Here is an 18,802-nt window from a genome sequence, read left to right as displayed (position 1 = left end):
AAAGGGTGCAGTTTTTTTGTTTGTAACTCGTAACTCGTAACTCGTGATTCGACTTGCGATTATCGAACTTTCAGACACAAAAAAAACACTGTTCTTGTGAAACAGTGTTTTTTATAATTCTCAGAAAGGAGATTATCTTCTTCTCTCTTTGATTTTTGCTTTTTTACCAGTAAGTTCTCTGAAGTAGAAAATACGAGCTCTACGAACTTTACCTCTTTGGTTAACTTCTACTTTTTGTAAAGCAGGCATGTTTACCGGGAAAATACGCTCAACTCCAACTGCACCAGACATTTTTCTGATTGTGAAAGTTTCAGTCATTCCAGTACCTCTTCTTTGGATAACTACACCTTTGAAGAACTGTGTTCTTGTTTTTTCACCCTCTTTAATTTCGTAGTATACAGTGATTGTATCTCCTGCACCGAATTCAGGGAAATCTTTTTTAGTTACAAACTCGTCTTGAACGAATTTTAATAAATCTGCCATGATTTAATTTTATTAGCAATTGTTAATTCAGAACAACATATACGGTTTTCGCTAGAGGTTGGGCTAAAGTGGGTGCAAATATAATAAATTATTTTATTAAAGACTAGGAAAAGGCTTTTTTGTCTATATGCCTATACGCCCATTCGTCTATACGCCCATATGCGTATCAGCGTATCTGCGTATTTGCGTATTTGCGTATCAACCTACAAAAAACCTATTCTTCAAGTAAATCCGGTCGTCTATTTAAAGTATGCTCATAGGCTTTTTGTTCGCGCCATTTTTCAATTTCGGGAAAATTTCCGCTTAATAGAATATCGGGCACGCGCCATCCTTTGTATTCCGCTGGTCGTGTATATATAGGTGGAGCTAGTAAATTATCTTGAAAACTATCGGTTAGTGCGGAAGTTTCGTTACTCAAAACACCGGGAATTAAACGGATAATGGAATCGCATAATACTGCTGCTCCCAATTCTCCGCCAGATAATACGTAATCTCCTATAGAGATTTCGCGAGTGATAAATTGATCGCGAACCCGTTGATCCACTCCTTTATAATGACCGCATAGAATGATGATGTTGTTTAATAACGACATACTGTTGGCCATCGACTGATTAAGGGTTTCTCCATCTGGAGTCATATAAATAACCTCGTCGTATTCGCGTTCGGCAAGTAATCCGGAGATACACTTGTCTATGGGTTCAATACTCATGACCATACCAGCACCACCACCAAATTGATAATCATCAACATTCTTGTGTTTGTTGGTGCTGTAATCCCTTAAGTTGTGAAAGTTGATTTCAACCAAACCCTTGTCAATAGCTCGTTTTAAAATAGAGGCTTCGAAAGGACTTTGAATCAAATTCGGCAATACAGTGATGATATCAATACGCATAAGTGGAAAATTATTTGCACAAATTTACGATCCTTTCTGTTAGGATGCAACGGTCTTGCTAAAAGCTTTAATGGGATGCGGTTTTAGAAAACAATTGAATAACAAGTACTCCTAAGACGATTAACCCGATTCCGATTAAGGCAGGGGTATCTAATTTTTGTTTAAATAGAAAGAATCCAACCGCTGTAATCAATACGATACCAATACCCGACCACAAGGCGTAAGCAATTCCTAAAGGAATCGTTCGCATGGTTAAACTTAGGCAATAAAAGGCTCCAGCATAACCAATGATGGTCAATATAGAGGGAATTAATTTGGTAAAACTATCGCTGGCTTTCAAGCAACTGGTGGCAATGGTTTCTAAGATGATGGCTATAAATAGGAAGATGAGATTTTTCATTAGTGGAGTTTCGAGCAAAATTACAATTTTATTTAACGAAAAAGGAATGGAAGAAATTATCGATTTTGGGCGTAAAATAGCGGTAAAAGAAATAATTTTGCCGCATGAATTTATCCAAATCAAAAGTGTTATTTATGGCAGCGGCTACCGGTTTAGTCGTGGCCAATTTATATTATTGTCAACCCTTAATCGTATTAATTGCTAATGAATTCCAAATTGACGAGGCTAAGGCGGGTACAATTACCTATTTAACTCAGGCTGGTTATGCTTTGGGACTGTTTTTTATGGTTCCACTAGGTGATAAATTAGAGCGAAAAAAACAGATTAGCATCACGACCTTATGTGCGAGTATCGCCTTGGTTATTGCGGCAGTTTCGCAGAATTTCTTGATGCTGCAATTGGCTAGTTTATTAATTGGTATTGCGTCTATAGTACCTCAATTGATATTGCCTATGGCAGCGAGTTTGTCGTCTGTAGAACAGCGCGGTCGTGTTATAGGAACGGTGATGAGTGGTTTGTTAATTGGAATCTTAGTCTCGAGAACCGTAAGCGGATTTGTTGGAATTTGGCTTGGATGGCGCGGTATGTTTTGGATTGCCGCTGTGGTTTGTTTTTTATTGGCTTTGATCATTCAAAAAAGCTTTCCGATCAATAGCGCGCAGTTTAAAGGTACATATAAACAGTTGTATCGCTCTTTATTCGTTTTAATCAAAGAACAGCCTGTTCTACGTGAAGCCACTTGGCTTAATAGTCTATCATTTGCGCAATTTGGTGCTTTCTGGACCACGATGGTTTTATTGCTGTCACAAGAGCCGTTTGAATATAATAGTGCAACGATTGGATTATTTGGTCTAGTTGGTGCTTGTGGAGCGTTTGCAGCTCCTTTGGTTGGAAAATTGGGTGATCGCGGTGATTCTCGTAAGATTATTGGACTGGGATTACTGATGATGATAGCCAGTTTTGTGGTTTTCTATTTTTCATCAACCTCCGTGGTGGGATTAATTATTGGAATTATTCTTATAGACTTAGGCTTACAGACTATTCACGTCTCTAATCAGACTAGAATTTACGCTTTATTGCCTGAGGCTAGAAATAGGCTCAATACCGTTTTTATGGCTTTTAGTTTTTTGGGAACAGCCGTAGGTTCTGCCTTTGGATTGTATTTATGGAAATACTTTGGCTGGGATGGGGTAAGCTTAGGAGCCATTTTTCTTGGGTTCATAGCCTTGGGGATTTATATAAAAAGCGCAAAAAAGAAATAACTTATAAATTCTTTATCAGTTTATATTTGCGATTGTGCTTATATTTGTAAAATCTATAATTAAAATTGACAAACATGCAAGACGGAATTTACGCAAAATTCAATACCTCAAAAGGAGCAGTATTAGTTAAACTAACTTATGATAAAACACCTGGAACTGTAGGGAACTTTGTGGCTCTAGCGGAAGGAAATTTAGAAAATAAGGCCATACCAATGGGGAAACCGTATTATGATGGATTAAAATTTCATCGAGTAATTCCTGATTTTATGGTTCAAGGAGGTTGTCCTCAAGGAACGGGAACAGGGGGTCCTGGTTACCAATTTGACGATGAGTTTCATCCAGAGTTAAACCATGATGCTCCTGGAGTACTTTCAATGGCTAATGCTGGTGCAGGAACAAACGGTTCTCAGTTTTTTATCACTCATATTGCTACACCTTGGTTAGACGGTAAACATACTGTTTTTGGTCATGTTGTAGAAGGACAAGATGTAGTTGATGCTATTGCACAAGGAGATTTAATCGAGTCTGTTGAAATCATCAAAGTGGGTGATGAGGCTAAAAAATGGAATGCTGTTGAGGCATTTCGCACTTTTGAAGGTTCAAGAGAGAAAAAAGCTTTGGAAGAACGTAAAAAAGCAGAGGCTTCTTTAGAAAGTATCGCTGCTGGATTCGACAAAACTGAAAGTGGATTAAGATATAAAATGATTGTAAAAGGGGATGGTAAACAAGCTGTAAAAGGTAAAACTGTTGCTGTTCACTATAAGGGATCATTGGAAAATGGAAAAGAATTTGACAACTCATACAGCCGTAAAAAACCAATCGAATTTCCTTTGGGAATGGGGCACGTTATCGAAGGATGGGATGAAGGTATTGCCTTGTTGCAAGTAGGTGACAAAGCGCGTTTTGTGATACCATCTTATTTGGGTTATGGAGCAAATGGAGCTGGTGGAGTGATTCCTCCAAACGCAACTTTGATCTTTGACGTAGAATTAATGGATGTCAAATAAGACTTCCGTTTAAAACGGTTAATAATAATCTAGGGCTGTCTTTTTAAGACGGCCCTTTTTTTTAGGGATACTCTGTATGTAGAGTATTTGATGTTTAGTTAGGAGTTTTGGACCATTTTTTATTTATAGACAGGGAGTAGTCTGTTTTTGACGTATTTGCCTTTAATTGTAGTACCCCAATGCAGTCCGAAAAAGTTAGAATAAAAACAGTAAATTTGACTCGATAATAACTCGAAATTCTATGGCCTTGTAAAGAAGGTTTTTAGCATAATGTATTCAATGTATGAAAGAAGATTTACTTCAATGCCAGCAGCGTATAGCGCCTTATATTCATAATACCCCGGTGATGTCGTCCCAATTGATTGAAAAATTGGTGGGATCGAAGTTGTATTTTAAATGTGAGAATTTTCAGCGTATGGGTGCATTTAAAATGCGTGGCGCTGTCAATGCTATTATGCAGTTGACCGACGAGCAGAGAAGCCGTGGCGTAGTAACACATTCGTCGGGTAACTTTGCTCAGGCTTTGGCCTTAGCAGCACAGAGTTTGGGGGTTAAAGCCTATATCGTAATGCCGAATACTGTTGCAAATGTCAAACGTAATGCTGTGCTCGGTTATAATGGTCACATACTCGAATGCGCACCTACTTTAGAGGCAAGGGAGCGTATGGCCAAAGAGGTCGTCCTTAAATATGGAGCTACGTTTATTCACCCATCCAACAATCAACAAGTGATTTTAGGTCAGGGAACAGCGGCTTTGGAATTGTTGCAGGCACATCCCGATTTGGATTATATCTTTGCGCCTGTTGGTGGTGGTGGTCTCCTAGCAGGGACTGCTTTAGCGGCCCATTATTTTGGAATCAACTGTCCCGTTGTTGCAGGCGAACCTTTGGAAGCAGACGATGCTTATCGCTCGTTTCACAGCGGTGAAATCAAGTCAAATAAAACTACCGAAACCGTGGCAGATGGATTAAGGACAGAATTGGGAGATCTCAATTTTCCGATTATTCAAAAACACGTTTCGAGAATTATAAGAGTCAAAGAGAATGAGATTATATGTGCGATGCGACTGATTTGGGAACGTATGAAGATCATCGTTGAGCCTTCAAGTGCCGTTGCGCTAGCGGCATTGATCAAGGAACGCGAGAGTTATGAAGCAAAAAAAATAGGAATTATCATATCGGGAGGTAATGTAGATTTGGACAATTTACCATTTTTCTAATAGCCTATCCGCCTATTAACGTATCCGCGTATCCGCTACAAAAAAAAGACCTTGATTTCTCAAGGTCTTTTTTGTTTGTTTTAAATAACTGGGTTTGCTGGTTTTTTAATGATGTCACTAAAATACATTTCAGCAAAACTTTTATTAAGTCCGTGTTCGACTCTTTTATGGAAGATCTTAGGGTCGATTTCGCTGGCGTTTTCATAACCACAAGCACTGATGAATTCACCAAAGGCTTTCATAGTGTTTTTATGGAAATTCGCTACACGAACTCTTTTGTCGGTAATGTCCATTGCTTTGTACAATTGCTCGTCTTGAGTAGCAATACCAACTGGGCAGTGTCCACTGTCACATTGTAAAGCTTGAATACAACCCAAGGCAAACATCATTCCACGGGCACTATAACAAGCGTCTGCACCTAAAGCCATTGCTTTAGCAATATCAAAGGCAGAAATGATTTTACCAGAAGCCAATAATTTGATTTCTTGTCTGATGTTGTTTTGGATTAGCGTTCTATTGACAAATACCAAAGCATCTGACAAGGCCATACCCATATAATCAATAAATTCTAATGGTGCAGCCCCAGTACCTCCTTCAGCCCCGTCAACGGTGATAAAGTCAGGATAGATACCAGTAGTAACCATAGCGTTAATAATATCTTTAAATTCATCTCTACGACCGATACAAATCTTAAAACCTACCGGTTTACCTAGTGATAATTTACGTAGTTTTTGAATGAAATAAACCAATTCAGTCGCATTTGAAAAAGCGGAGTGAGAAGAAGGAGAGTGTACAGTTGTAAACGGTACGATACTTCTAATTTTTGCAATCTCAGGCGTGTTTTTTTCTGCTGGTAACAAACCACCATGACCCGGTTTAGCTCCTTGTGAAAGCTTTAATTCGATCATTTTTACTTCAGGATAAGAAGATCTTTCTGCAAATAAGGCTTCTGAAAAGAATCCGTTTTCATCTCTACATCCGAAATATCCCGTACCAATTTGCCAGATCAAATCACCTCCAGAACGGTGGTATTCGCTGATACCTCCCTCGCCAGTATTGTGTGCAAAACCTCCTAATTTAGCTCCTTCGTTTAAAGAAGTAATCGCTTTTTTGCTCAAAGCACCATAACTCATGGCACTAATATTATAGATACTAGCACTGTAAGGCTGTAAACATTCTTTGCTACCGATAGTAGTACGGAAGTCAGTGATGTTTACTTTCTTTGGGTAAATAGAGTGTGACGCCCATTCATAACCGATACGGTTGGGATCATCTTGCATTCCAAAAGAAACGGTTTGTTTTTCGTTTTTTGCTCTTTGGTAAACGATAGAGCGCTCTCTTCTGTTGAATGGCTTTCCATCTAATTCCCCTTCGATAAAGTACTGTCTAATCTCTGGTCGAATGGATTCGAATAAATATCTCAATCGTCCTACGATGGGATAGTTTTTACGAATCGTGTGTTTGGTTTGCGCATTGTCATTAAAAGCGATTATGTTCAAGATCACAGGTAACACTAAATGAAAATAGCTGGCACCTTGAAAAATCACAAAATACGCTGCAAGAAGCAAATAAAGTACTACCGACGACAAGATAACTTGACTCAGTGAAAATCGATTTAAGAATTTTTTGTGTAACATAAAGAGGATGTTTATGCAGTTTAATTTTTGTTTAAAAAAAACGTTTATTTATTAATTACTAACTCTATTATTTATTTTGTAAAATTAAATTCTACATTTTTACATTTTACTGATAAAGCCTTAGTTTTTCAAGGATTATGAGCCAAAAAATAATGCAATTCGCGGGCAAAGGTAGTAAAGATTTTATTAACTACTAATTTTTTTCCATTTAATATTACACCCAATACTCGGGCGTTGAACAGTATTGATAACTCTGTTATATAGGAGTCCATCTATAGCACTTCTCAAATCACTTCCGCTTACGGGAATATTGTTTCCCGGTCTCGAATCATCGAGCTGACCGCGGTAGGTTAAAAGATCCTGGGAATCAAACAAAAAGAAATCGGGCGTACAAGCCGCATCATAATTTTTAGCAGTTAATTGAGTTTCATCATAAAGATAGGGGAAACCAAATGCATGTTCGAATGCGAATTCGGTCATGAGTTCCGGACCGTCTTGTGGATAGGTATTGGCATCGTTACTGGAGATCATTGCGATGCCGATACCCTGAACTCGGTAATCATTGGCGATCATGATAATCTCATCTATAACGTGGTGAACATAAGGACAGTGATTACATATAAAAACAATCAAGGTTCCTTTCGATCCACGAACATCGGATAGGCTGACCCAATCATTTGAATTGGTGTCCTTTAAATAGAAATCCATAGCGGTGGTTCCTAGGGGAAGCATAGTGGACTCGGTTTTTGCCATTTTGGTTTTTATTGAGCTACTAAATTACTAAAAATATATATCTTTGACTATTAATACTTGCAATATGATTGAATTCTCAGATTTTGAAAAAATAGATATGCGTGTGGGTACTGTTTTGGAAGTACTCGACTTCGAGAAAGCCAGAAACCCGTCTTATAAGTTGTTTATTGACTTTGGTGAAGAAATTGGTGTTCTAAAGAGTTCTGCACAAATTACTACCTTATATAATAAGGAGGAGTTAGTGGGCAAGCAGCTTATTGCTGTAGTCAATTTTCCTAAAAAACAGATCGCCGATTTTAGAAGTGAATGTTTGGTTTTAGGAGTAGTTGGAATGGATAAAGAAGTGATCCTGATTCAACCGGGTAAACAAGTCGCTAACGGTTGGAAGATTGGATAAGATTGTTTTTTTTCCACCAATCATAGAGTTTTTTATAAAATTTGGATAACTGTGGATGCGGTGGGCTGTTGTAAAGGTTTTGTGGTCCGGAAAAGGTGGCAGACAACCAGCAGGCTAATAGTAAAAACAGGCCGCTTTCAATTCCAAATAGTTCTATCCCCATCAATGATGAGGCCCAAGGGGTTTTTGTAGCTCCAGAAAATACCGCGACAAACCCCAATGCTGCTAAGAAAGAAGTAGACGCTGCAAAGTAAATCGATAAAAAACTACCTAAAGCCGCACCAATAAAAAATAAAGGAGTTACTTCACCTCCTTTAAATCCTGAACCCAGCGTCAGGGATGTAAAGAGTATTTTTAGCAGAAATACCTCAAATCCTTGAGTGTGTTCAAAAGATTCTACGATGGTTGGAATGCCTAGCCCTAGGTATTTGACATCGCCGATCGAGATGTAGAGGATTAAAAATAGGAGTCCTCCTATAAAAGGGCGTAGGGGAGGGTATGAAATGTATTTCTTAAAAGCAGCATTCCATTGGGAGGTTCCTTTCATGAATACTAAAGCAATAAGACCAAATAGTACTCCGCTACCGATTGTAATAAAAAAGATGCTCGCTGTAAAATTGGGTAAATCAGTTATTTGGTATGCCGTATGTTGTATGGACCACCATTCGCAAGTGAAATTAGCCACAAAGGCACTAATCATACAAAGTAAAAAAGTCTTATATCGCAGTGAACCAACAACTAATATTTCAATGGCAAACAAGGTCCCTGCCCAGGGAGTTCCGAAAACAGCTGCGAAACCAGCGCTGATTCCAATGGCGATGAGCAGTTTTCGGTGAGTGGAATCCAAATGGAAAAGACGAGAGAATTGATCGGCTATCGATCCTCCAATTTGAACCGCAGTTCCCTCACGACCGGCTGATCCACCAAAAAGATGTGTAATCAAGGTTCCAACTAATATTAATGGAGCCATTTTTAAGGGGATAATCGCCTTTGGAGCGCCATATTCTTGTACCAACAAATGATTACCGCCTGATACTGATTTTCCAAAATAATGATACAGCAAGCCAATAAATAAACCGGCAAACGGCAGTAGGAAAACCAAATTGTTGTGAAGGGATCGATAGGAAGTAACCCGGTCTAATAAATATAAAAATAAGGCGGAACTCGATCCGATTAATACCCCTATAACAACTGCCAAAGTAACCCATTTTAGTAGGAAGGCTAAGAATACCGATAGAATGTTTTGAAATTTTGCTTTGCTGTTTAGTGAAAAATTCATCATACGTGCGTACTAATAACTTATAAATAAGCTAGAATTAGTAGACGTCATCAGCAAAAAGCGGTTCGAGGCAGACATCATTGCCATAATATATATAACAAAAGTATAAAAAAAATCTGAATAGAGAACTATTCAGATTTTTTTAAGGCATTATATTTTAAATATCGTCAAAGTCTATATCAGTAAAACTGCTACTGCTTTCTCCTATTTCTTCATTTTGAAATTCCTTCTTAAAGTCTTTTTGGTGTCTCTCAGAAATTACTTCTTCTCCTTTTTGTGATAAAACGTAATCGGTCATTTCGTTTAGGATTTCCTTAAAAGCAGCAAAGTCTTCTTTGTATAAATAAATTTTGTGCTTTTTAAAATGGAAAGAACCGTCGTCTTCAGTGAATTTTTTGCTTTCAGTAATGGTAATGTAGTAATCATCAGCTTTAGTCGCTCTTACATCAAAGAAATAGGTTCTTCTACCTGCGCGTAATACTTTAGAAAAAATTTCCTCTTTTTCTAACATTTCGTTATCTCTCATAATCCTTCTATCAATTAGTTTGATTGTTTTCTAGTTTTCAAAAGTCTAAAAAAAAACTTATAAAACCAACTATTTAAATTATTTCTTTTTCAGTGAGTTGTTTATAATATAAATCTTTATAATATCCTTCAGTATTTAAAAGTTCTTCGTGGCTACCTTGTTGCAAAATCTTTCCATCGTCTAAAATAATGATTTGATCGGCATTTTTTGCTGATGATACGCGATGTGTAACAATGATGGTTGTTTTATCTTTACTGTGTTGTTCAAGGTTTTTTAGTATGGTTTCTTCTGTTTCGGTATCAACGGCAGAAAGCGAATCGTCTAACAATAAAATGGGAGCATCTTTGATCAATGCTCTAGCGATGGAAACGCGTTGTTTCTGTCCTCCAGATAGGGTGAGTCCGCGTTCGCCCAAAACGGTATCGTAACCTTTTTCGAAACGCATAATGTTGTCGTGCACTGCAGCTTGCTGCGCGACTTCGATGATTTCTTCATCTGTTGCATCTTCTTTACCAAATTTGATGTTGTTTTTAATGGTGTCCGAAAACAAAAACGCATCTTGAGGAACAAAAGCTATAGATTTTCTTAGATCGACGAGATTGAGTTTTTCAATCGAATTGTTGTCTAGGTATATATGACCCGTATCCACATCGTATAAACGGGCAATAAGTGATAGTATCGTTGATTTTCCCGAACCCGTTTTCCCCAAAATAGCCAAGGTTTTTTTTCTTGGAAGATCAAAACTGATGTTTTTCAAAGCTTCTATACCCGTATCTTCATAGACAAAAGAGACATTTTTAAAGGTAATATGGCCTTGAATGGGAGTGTGTTCATTAGTGTTGTTCTGGATATCCGGTTCTTCTTGAAGAAATTCATTAATTCTTTTTTGTGAAGCCTTGGCTTCTTGGATCATCGTGGAAACCCAACCTAATGAAGCGACCGGCCAAGTAAGCATATTGATGTATAGAATAAATTGTGCAATTACTCCAATGTCAGAAATACTACCGTTTATGTATAACATACCACCAGTGAAGATTACAACCAAATTACTGATTCCTATTAATAAAACCATCAGCGGGCCAATTAGAGCGTTGGTTTTTGATAGACTGAGATTTTTGGTTTTACTTTCCTGTGATAAAAGCTCAAATTCGGCTTGTTTTTCTTTCTCAATTGCATAAGCTTTAATCACGCGAATTCCCGAAAACATCTCCTGGGTAAATGTGGAAAGCTGCGATAAATTTTGTTGAAATATCGAACTGCGTTCATTGATTTGACGACTTAATTTGAAGATAAAAATCGCCAAAATAGGTAGGGGTAATAGCGAGTAAAACGTTAATAGTGGTGATATCAAATACATTTGAACCAATACTACTGCAAAACGAATATAGGTATTGATCGAGTACATAACTGCGGGACCGACGTATTGGCGCACCTTTCCGACATCCTCACTGATGCGGTTCATCAAGTCACCGGTTCTATTGCGCTTGTAAAAACTTTGAGATAGGCTTTCGTAATGCTTGAATAAATCATTTTTTAAGTCAAACTCAATATGACGCGACATAACGATTAAAGTTTGACGCATTAAAAAAGTCAAAAACCCTGCAATAAGCGTCGTTACCACAATCCAAAATATGTTTTGCAATAGCAAAGCACTCACTTCTTCTGCTTTAAGGACTTTAAGTTGTTCTAAGGCACGGATTGAATCTCCAACTAATTTAGGTGTAAATAAGGTGAATATCTGAGCGATTATAGTTATAAAAATACCGATTAAAAAGCGGTACTTGTATTTGATGAAATATTTATTCAAATGGCGAAGCTCATTCATGGATAGCGCTGATTTCTAGAATTTGACTTGTTGTAATAATCCCAATAGCGTTTTCTTATAATAAAAGAAAGGTTCTCATTTAAGGATCAAAGAGCAAATATACTTTTTTTAGATGGTATTGCTCAATGTAGAAAGTTATATTTAAGTAGTAATAATTACTTTTTACTCGCATGAAATAAAAAACATATTGAAATACTTATCCGATATACATTTTTTTTCTACCTTTGCAGACTGTTAGAAAATGATCTAATATTTTTCAAATACATAAAAAGTTCTTATAGTAGTATGTTAAACAGAAGACACATTCGGATTAAAGTGATGCAAACCCTTTATTCGATGCAACAAAATGACTCCGACAAATTAGACGGTGGGGAGAAATTTTTATTCAATAGTATTGAAAATATTCAAGATCTATATTTGTTAATGCTGACTTCGTTAATAGAAATCCAAAGAAAAGAAGAAGACTTTTTGGCGGTTTCTCAAAAAAAACACTTAGCTACATCTCAAGAGCGCAATCCCAACAGAAAATTAGTAGACAATCAAGTTTTAAAAGCCCTTTCGGAATCGGTTTCTGTCTTGAATGCGTTAGAAGATCGTGCTGTTGCCCATTGGCATGTTAACGATCAGTACATTCAGATTTTAATCAATGAAATCAAGCAAAGTGAATTGTATGAGGAATACATGAACAGTGGTTTGGTTTCTTTTAAAGAAGATAGAAATTTTGTTTGGCGTGTTTTCACTGAGATTGTTGCTCCAAATGAGAAATTATATGATTTCTTCGAAGACACAAAATTGACTTGGTTAGATGATTTACCGTTGGTAAATACCATGATCCAAAAACAATTAAAACAGTTGACCGAAGAGGACTTGCAAATATTGGTTCCACGTTTATATAAAGATTTTGATGATAAGGACTTTGCACGACAATTATATCGTAAGACCTTATTAAACAGTGCGGAATTAAATAAAGAGTTCGTTGATAAAACACCGAATTGGGATTCGGATAGAATTGCAGAGATTGACAACATTATTCTTAGAATGGCGATCTGTGAAATGTTAAAATTTACGTCTATTCCCGTAAAAGTTACAATTAATGAATATTTAGAGATTGCAAAAGAGTATTCTACACCAAAAAGTAGTATTTTTATCAACGGAATTTTAGATAATATTTCTAAAGCATACCAAGCAGATAACAAATTAAACAAAATCGGTAAAGGATTATTGTAATCAAAAAAAACGCATAGTAATTATGAAACGTACCTTATTATTAGCCGCTGCAATTGTATTATTGGCAGCATCTTGTAAAGAAAACAGTGCTACTAACCGTATTGATGAGTCTACAGTGGCTCAAACGGAAGTAGAGCAAACAGCAACTCCAACCAATGCTTTCCCACAAATCAAATTTGATAGAGAAATGCATGATTTTGGAAATATTGCAAACAATGAAAGAGTTGAAACAGAATTTGAAGTAACCAATACTGGTAAAGCGGATTTATTGATCATCAATGCACAAGCTTCTTGTGGATGTACAGTACCGGAATACCAAAAAACTCCAATTAAACCGGGAGAAACTTCCAAATTAAAAGTTGCTTTTACAACATCAGCTGTAGGACAACAACAAAAAACAGTAACACTTACAACAAATACTGAAAAAGGAGAAGAGATATTGACTGTTAAGGCCAATGTTGCTCCAAAACAATAATAATTATTAAAGTTTATTTATGGAAAATTTAGGGAATTTAGGTCAGTTTTTACCAATCGTTCTAATGTTTGTTGTGATATATTTCTTGATGATTCGCCCACAACAAAAGCGAGTGAAAAAGGAAAAAGAATTCGAAAACACGATTAAAGTTGGAGATAGAATTATAACTAAATCTGGAATTCACGGTAAAATTGCAGAATTGGCTGAAACTTCTATCGTATTAGAAACTATGGCTGGAAAATTGAAAATGGAGCGTTCTGCTATTTCAATGGAAATGAGTCAAAAGTTGAATACTCAAGCATAAAAAATAGATCATCTGTATAAAAACTCCCTTTTAGGGAGTTTTTTTTTGAAACCTAGTGGCCTACCAAAGTTTAGAATTAAAAAAGGTCGTATCTTAATAGATACGACCTTTTTTTAAATAGGATAATCACCGTATTGGTGAGCGTTATTTCTTAGCTGTTAGTTCCGCGATTTTAACGATAACTTCAACGGCTTTTTGCATGCTTTCTACTGGCACATATTCATATTTACCGTGGAAGTTATGTCCTCCAGCAAAAATGTTTGGACACGGTAATCCCATATAGGAAAGTTGTGCTCCGTCAGTACCACCGCGTATAGCTTTGATTAAAGGTTTTATACCTAATTCTTTCATCGCTTTTTCAGCGATATCTACAATATGCATTTCCGGTTCCACCTTTTGTTTCATGTTGAAATATTGATCTTCAATAACACACTCAACAATTGGTCCCCCGAATTTAGATGCAAATTTTTTGTTTATTTTTTTAACGATCTTTTCAATAGTCTTTTTGCGGTCCTCGAACTTCTTTAAGTTGTGATCGCGGATGATCAATTGAACCTCCGTATTTTCAATGGTTCCAGTAATGTGGTTGACATGGAAAAAACCTTCGTATCCCGAAGTTTTTTGAGGAACTTCATCCTTCGGCAATTTAGAAATGAATTTATTAGCAATCAACAAAGAGTTGATCATTTTTCCTTTTGCATAACCCGGGTGAACGCTTTTTCCAGAGAAAGTTAGTTTTGCACCTGCTGCATTAAAGTTTTCATATTCCAATTCTCCAATCTGACTTCCATCCATAGTGTAAGCCCAGTCTGCACCAAATTTTTCAACGTCAAATAGATGTGCACCACGTCCAATCTCTTCATCAGGCGTAAATCCAATTCTGATCTTTCCGTGTTTGATCTCTGGATGTTGAATTAAATATTCCATAGCAGTTACAATCTCAGTGATTCCCGCTTTGTCATCTGCTCCTAATAAGGTTGTCCCATCAGTTGTAATAATGGTCTGGCCTTTATATTGTAATAAATCTTTAAAATATTTTGGAGACAATACGATGTCTAACTCCTTGTTTAATACGATATCACCACCGTCATAATTAGGAACAATCTGTGGTTTTACATTCGCTCCAGTAAAATCTGGTGAAGTGTCAAAATGTGAGATAAAACCAATGGTAGGCACTTCGTGATCTACATTACTTGGCAAGGTAGCCATGATATAGGCATTCTCGTCAATTGTAACTTCTTCTAAACCTATTTTTTTAAGTTCTTCAACCAATTGGTTGGCTAAGTCCCACTGTTTTTCTGTACTTGGGCAAGCATCTGAATTGGGATCAGATTCTGTATCTACAGTAACATAACTAATGAAACGATCAATAATGTGTTGCATACTAATAGTTTTTTTAATGTAAACAAAAATACGATTATTTATCTGTTTTTTACTGGGAGTTTGTAGGAAAAACATAGCGATTGATCGAATGGTAAGGAAACGAATCGCTGTGTCTGAAAATCCGCTCGAAATTATATATCTTTGAATGACTTAACAATAAACGATGTGATGAAGGAGTTTAAAAATATTGGTTTGATGGTAATCACCCTGCTTTTTAGTATAGGGGCATGGGCGTTAAAACCGGAGAAAAAATATGTCGAACATCCGTCAGATTTTAAATTCAAATACAAAGAAAATACCATAACAACCGCAGATCAAGTGAGTCTTAAATCTTGGATTTGTTATCCTGATGTGAAGACGGATAATAAAATCACGTTGATTTTAGCTTATGGAGATGCGGGTAATATGTCCTATTGGCTCAGGCAAGCTTCTGAATTGGTCAAGGCGGGCTATACCATAGTTTTATTTGATTATAGGGGTTTTGGTGGTAGTCAAGATTTTGCTATTGATGAAAAATATCTTTATTACGACGAATTTGCAACCGATTTAGCTGCAATGATACAATGGACTAAGAAAGAGATCAAAAATGAATGTCTCGGTATTTGGTCCTTGTCAATGGGAAGTATCATGGCTACCATTGCCATAGAGAAAAATCCAGTTGATTTTATGGTTGCAGAGGGTTTTGTTATGGACCCATTTGAAATAGTGAAAATAATAAAGCAATATAAGGAAGAGGAATACAAACTTCCTCCTAACGCCAGTTTATACGCCGCCGCTTTGTCTCAATTAAAAATACCGTGTTTGTTTTTTGCGGGCAGACGCGATGGATTGACGACGATCGACGACAGTATGCGTGTTAAATTTTTAAATCCCAAAAGCGAAGTTATCCAGTTTAATGCAGGACATTTACAAGGATTTCAATCCCTTTCCAGTACTTCACATGGAAAAAAATACATCGATGGAATAACTGCATTCCTCGCTAAACTATAAAGGCTACAATGCCGCTGCAATTTTAACGCTTATGAACCTATTTCAATTTTTAAACCCGACCATCAAGCCTCCAAAAGATGCCTTATTCGAGCGTTTCCTCGAAAAAGTAAATGCCATTTTTGGTTCTGAGCCTGAATTCTGGCTTCCGACTAAGCAAAATAAAAACGATGATTTGGTGGTGGTTGTGATCTATAGAGATGTGCCTGGGCGTGGTTTTCTGACAGCGGTAACCTATGGTTTATCACTTGATACACATCCTTTGTGGAAGCAAAGCCGACCAGAATTGTGTATACTCGTTAAATCGGAAAATGAAAACTGGGCTAAAGCTTTGGGACATCTCGTAAGTAGGTTGAGAGGTGCATGTCCATTTGTAAATGGACAAATTATTCGTTTCGGCGCTCCCATTGTTGAAGAATCAGACATGAATGCCTTTTGGATTTGGGAACCGCTTTTTTTAGAAAAAGAAGAAAAAAATTTGAATATCGATGGTAGCTATTCTATCCATTTGCAAGCCTTGTATCCCATACAGGAGGCTGAAATACTAGCGTTTGAGACTTTGGGGGCTGAGGCACTTATAAAACACCCAAACTTTGACCCTTTTAATGTTTCTCGGGCAATAATCGATTAAATAGTAAGCGAATTAGATCAGTGTATTATAGTTCTATGGAATCATAAAATGGAATAACATTCTTTTTTCAATTTGTTTCTATAAAAGTGTGTTACTAATAGCACTTTTTTTTATAAATTTAGGGAACTCCATCTCATGATGTTACTGTTTTGGGATGGTAATTTTATTTCAACATATAAAAATGTAATGATTATGGAATTTACCCCAAAAAAAGAAATTGCAAAACAGTTTTTGTATTTGATATCAAAAGGCGAAGTTGAAAAAGCTTTCACCAATTATGTAGGCCCTCAGTTTAGACATCATAATCCTTATTTAAAAGGAGGGGAAGTAGACTTAAAACAATTTCTGATAGAAGAGTCTAGGAAAAACCCGCAAATGCTGATTAAAAATTTGCGTTTAATCGAACAGAATGACTTAGTTATGGTACATTCGTTGGTTAAGAAAACGAGTGATGACGTAGGAAGTATAGTGGTTTATATTTTTAGATTCGAAAATCATTTAATTACGGAGTATTGGGATATTCAACAACCCGTACCTGAAGTGATGATCAATCGCAACGGTGTGTTGTAAGCGAAATGATAATCGTAAGCGAGATTTCGACTAAGTAATATACGTTGAATAAATATTTTTTAGATGAACGTTAATATAGATTGGTTTTTGTTGGTGGAAGCACTCTATGGCATGATCGTACTTGCTGTAGCATTGCGCGTGATTTACGATTCCAATTCGACATCGAAAACTTTGGCATACTTGCTTCTGATTATACTCGTACCCGTCGTAGGTATATTGTTTTACTTTTCTTTTGGAATCAATTATCGAAAGCGGAAGATGTATTCGAAGAAATTAGCAACCGATGAAATCTTTCTGAAAAATTTTGAACAACGAATGGAAAAAGTTAAAAAATCTTTTTCCGAAAAACAGTTTCCCCTAGTAGATAGCAACCAATCGATGATTCGTTTGTTGGCGAACAAAAACATGGAAAACAGTCCGCTGTTGATCAGTAATCAAGCCGATATTTTACTTAATGGAGAAACGTTTTTTCCGCGTTTAATAGAAGATTTAAAAAGTGCACAGCATCATATACATTTGGAGTACTATATCTATGAGAATGATGAAATTGGAAATCAGATTAAAAATGTTTTAATAGAAAAAGTGCAGCAAGGTGTTCAGGTTCGTTTTATTTATGACGATTTTGGATGTCGCTCGATTAGAAAAAATATAGTCGTTGAATTGCGAGACGCTGGTGTAGAGATCTTTGCATTTAATAAAATCACGTGGATCGCTTTAGCCAACAGAATGAATTACCGCAACCATCGTAAGATCGTGATTATTGATGGAGCTATTTCTTATACAGGGGGGATTAATATATCGGATCGTTATGACAATACTAAGAAGTTAAAGGATTCGTTATACTGGCGCGATACACACCTGCGTATTTATGGCGATGCTACCTATGCCTTGCAACATATCTTTTTATCGGATTGGAATTTTTGCAGCAAACAAAGTTTAAGAGTTAATAGCGATTTTTTTCCGCTTATAGAGCACGAAAAATTGGGCAAGTTGCCGATGCAAATCGTCGCTTCAGGGCCGGATTCTCAAGTGCCGAGTATCTTGTATAGCGTGGTTAAAGCGATAAATGACGCTAAAAGTGAAATACTGTTTACAACCCCTTATTATATTCCAGACGAGACCTTACAACAAGCAATGATTATGGCGGCGATGAGTGGTAAAAAAGTCAAGATATTATTACCACAAGTTTCCGATTCTAAAATGGTTCAATGGGCCTCACAATCGTATTTTGAAGAACTGTTAGAAGCCGGCGTAGAGTTGTACTTTTATCAAAAAGGTTTTATCCATGCCAAAAGTTTTGTGACAGATTCTGGGGTTAGTTCGATAGGAACTTGTAATTTGGATCACCGCAGTTTTGATTTGAATTTCGAGGTCAATGCAATTGTTTACGACGACGAATTTGCAGATCAAATGCGAAAAATATTTTACCAAGATTGTGAAAATGCGGTTCAACTAAATTATAAAAGATGGTTTAAAAGAAATCATTGGAAACGGCTAAAAAATAGTTTTTTACGATTGTTTTCTCCACTGTTATAAGCAATTAAA

At 36.6% G+C, this 18,802-nt stretch carries 20 protein-coding genes and 1 riboswitch; of the genes, 11 read left to right on the top strand and 9 right to left on the bottom strand.

Annotated features, from left to right (window positions below; all coding sequences use genetic code 11):
* Window positions 1-132: 132 nt before the first annotated feature.
* The 3 genes from rplS to L1275_RS08545 form a co-directional block, all read right to left on the bottom strand.
* The gene (gene rplS / locus L1275_RS08555) at window positions 133-483 is read right to left on the bottom strand and encodes a 50S ribosomal protein L19 (protein ID WP_219293224.1); all 351 of its coding nucleotides are present in this window, start codon (window positions 481-483) and stop codon (window positions 133-135) included.
* Window positions 484-697: 214 nt separating this feature from the next.
* On the bottom strand, window positions 698-1,375 hold the full coding sequence (gene trmD / locus L1275_RS08550) for a tRNA (guanosine(37)-N1)-methyltransferase TrmD (protein ID WP_253471822.1): 678 nt from the start codon (window positions 1,373-1,375) through the stop codon (window positions 698-700).
* 67 nt (window positions 1,376-1,442) lie between these two features.
* A complete protein-coding gene (locus L1275_RS08545; protein ID WP_253471820.1) occupies window positions 1,443-1,775 on the bottom strand; it encodes a multidrug efflux SMR transporter in 333 nt (110 codons plus the stop codon).
* Window positions 1,776-1,879: 104 nt separating this feature from the next.
* On the opposite strand from L1275_RS08545, the gene L1275_RS08540 reads away from it, so the two are divergent.
* The 3 genes from L1275_RS08540 to L1275_RS08530 all read left to right on the top strand — a co-directional run bounded on the left by L1275_RS08540 (window position 1,880) and on the right by L1275_RS08530 (window position 5,263).
* Window positions 1,880-3,037: an MFS transporter gene (locus tag L1275_RS08540; RefSeq protein WP_253471818.1), complete on the top strand. Its 1,158-nt coding sequence runs from the start codon at window positions 1,880-1,882 to the stop codon at window positions 3,035-3,037.
* 74 nt (window positions 3,038-3,111) lie between these two features.
* On the top strand, window positions 3,112-4,044 hold the full coding sequence (locus L1275_RS08535; RefSeq protein ID WP_253471816.1) for a peptidylprolyl isomerase: 933 nt from the start codon (window positions 3,112-3,114) through the stop codon (window positions 4,042-4,044).
* Between the two features lie 283 nt (window positions 4,045-4,327).
* Window positions 4,328-5,263 carry a pyridoxal-phosphate dependent enzyme gene (locus tag L1275_RS08530; RefSeq protein ID WP_253471814.1) on the top strand — a complete coding sequence of 312 codons (936 nt, stop codon included), beginning with the start codon at window positions 4,328-4,330 and terminating at the stop codon, window positions 5,261-5,263.
* Between the two features lie 80 nt (window positions 5,264-5,343).
* Here the strand turns inward: L1275_RS08530 and L1275_RS08525 are convergent, their stop codons facing one another.
* Together L1275_RS08525 and L1275_RS08520 are read right to left on the bottom strand one after the other, a co-directional pair.
* Window positions 5,344-6,900, bottom strand: a complete 1,557-nt coding sequence (locus L1275_RS08525) for an FMN-binding glutamate synthase family protein (RefSeq protein WP_253471812.1) — start codon at window positions 6,898-6,900, stop codon at window positions 5,344-5,346.
* A 186-nt stretch (window positions 6,901-7,086) separates the two neighbouring features.
* Window positions 7,087-7,653 carry a thioredoxin family protein gene (locus L1275_RS08520; protein ID WP_253471810.1) on the bottom strand — a complete coding sequence of 189 codons (567 nt, stop codon included), beginning with the start codon at window positions 7,651-7,653 and terminating at the stop codon, window positions 7,087-7,089.
* 64 nt (window positions 7,654-7,717) lie between these two features.
* Here L1275_RS08520 and L1275_RS08515 point away from each other — a divergent pair, with 64 nt between their 5' ends.
* Complete coding sequence (locus tag L1275_RS08515; RefSeq protein ID WP_253471808.1) at window positions 7,718-8,050, top strand: tRNA-binding protein; 333 nt, start codon at window positions 7,718-7,720, stop codon at window positions 8,048-8,050.
* Here L1275_RS08515 and L1275_RS08510 read toward each other — a convergent pair.
* From L1275_RS08510 to L1275_RS08500, 3 genes are all read right to left on the bottom strand, one after another.
* On the bottom strand, window positions 8,028-9,332 hold the full coding sequence (locus tag L1275_RS08510) for a chloride channel protein (RefSeq protein WP_253471806.1): 1,305 nt from the start codon (window positions 9,330-9,332) through the stop codon (window positions 8,028-8,030). The two genes, L1275_RS08515 and L1275_RS08510, sit on opposite strands and share 23 nt — an antisense overlap.
* 31 nt (window positions 9,333-9,363) lie before the next feature.
* A riboswitch (Fluoride riboswitch) is annotated at window positions 9,364-9,423 on the bottom strand.
* A gap of 63 nt (window positions 9,424-9,486) precedes the next feature.
* Window positions 9,487-9,855, bottom strand: coding sequence for a PUR family DNA/RNA-binding protein (locus L1275_RS08505; protein WP_253471804.1), 369 nt, complete (start codon window positions 9,853-9,855; stop codon window positions 9,487-9,489).
* A gap of 73 nt (window positions 9,856-9,928) precedes the next feature.
* Entirely contained in the window at window positions 9,929-11,680 is a 1,752-nt protein-coding gene (locus L1275_RS08500) for an ABC transporter ATP-binding protein (protein WP_253471802.1), read from the bottom strand.
* 285 nt (window positions 11,681-11,965) lie between these two features.
* On the opposite strand from L1275_RS08500, the gene nusB reads away from it, so the two are divergent.
* The 3 genes from nusB to yajC are packed head-to-tail and all read left to right on the top strand — an operon-like array spanning window position 11,966 to window position 13,686.
* On the top strand, window positions 11,966-12,907 hold the full coding sequence (gene nusB / locus L1275_RS08495; RefSeq protein WP_253471800.1) for a transcription antitermination factor NusB: 942 nt from the start codon (window positions 11,966-11,968) through the stop codon (window positions 12,905-12,907).
* Window positions 12,908-12,929: 22 nt separating this feature from the next.
* Window positions 12,930-13,382, top strand: a complete 453-nt coding sequence (locus L1275_RS08490) for a DUF1573 domain-containing protein (RefSeq protein WP_253471798.1) — start codon at window positions 12,930-12,932, stop codon at window positions 13,380-13,382.
* Between the two features lie 19 nt (window positions 13,383-13,401).
* The gene (gene yajC / locus L1275_RS08485) at window positions 13,402-13,686 is read left to right on the top strand and encodes a preprotein translocase subunit YajC (RefSeq protein WP_253471796.1); all 285 of its coding nucleotides are present in this window, start codon (window positions 13,402-13,404) and stop codon (window positions 13,684-13,686) included.
* A gap of 144 nt (window positions 13,687-13,830) precedes the next feature.
* Here the strand turns inward: yajC and pepT are convergent, their stop codons facing one another.
* Entirely contained in the window at window positions 13,831-15,069 is a 1,239-nt protein-coding gene (gene pepT / locus L1275_RS08480) for a peptidase T (protein ID WP_253471794.1), read from the bottom strand.
* 141 nt (window positions 15,070-15,210) lie between these two features.
* Between pepT and L1275_RS08475 the strand changes: the two genes are divergently transcribed.
* The 4 genes from L1275_RS08475 (at window position 15,211) to cls (ending at window position 18,793) form a co-directional block, all read left to right on the top strand.
* Window positions 15,211-16,059 carry a S9 family peptidase gene (locus L1275_RS08475; protein ID WP_253471792.1) on the top strand — a complete coding sequence of 283 codons (849 nt, stop codon included), beginning with the start codon at window positions 15,211-15,213 and terminating at the stop codon, window positions 16,057-16,059.
* 31 nt (window positions 16,060-16,090) lie between these two features.
* A complete protein-coding gene (locus tag L1275_RS08470) occupies window positions 16,091-16,687 on the top strand; it encodes a suppressor of fused domain protein (RefSeq protein ID WP_253471791.1) in 597 nt (198 codons plus the stop codon).
* A gap of 192 nt (window positions 16,688-16,879) precedes the next feature.
* Window positions 16,880-17,257 carry a nuclear transport factor 2 family protein gene (locus tag L1275_RS08465; RefSeq protein WP_253471790.1) on the top strand — a complete coding sequence of 126 codons (378 nt, stop codon included), beginning with the start codon at window positions 16,880-16,882 and terminating at the stop codon, window positions 17,255-17,257.
* 63 nt (window positions 17,258-17,320) lie between these two features.
* Entirely contained in the window at window positions 17,321-18,793 is a 1,473-nt protein-coding gene (gene cls / locus L1275_RS08460) for a cardiolipin synthase (protein ID WP_253471789.1), read from the top strand.
* Window positions 18,794-18,802 lie beyond the last annotated feature (9 nt).

The organism is Flavobacterium sp. HSC-61S13 (assembly GCF_024171535.1).
Taxonomy (GTDB): Bacteria; Bacteroidota; Bacteroidia; order Flavobacteriales; family Flavobacteriaceae; genus Flavobacterium.
The sequence above is the reverse complement of the archived record's forward strand: the minus strand, read 5'-3'. Positions and strand labels throughout refer to the sequence as shown.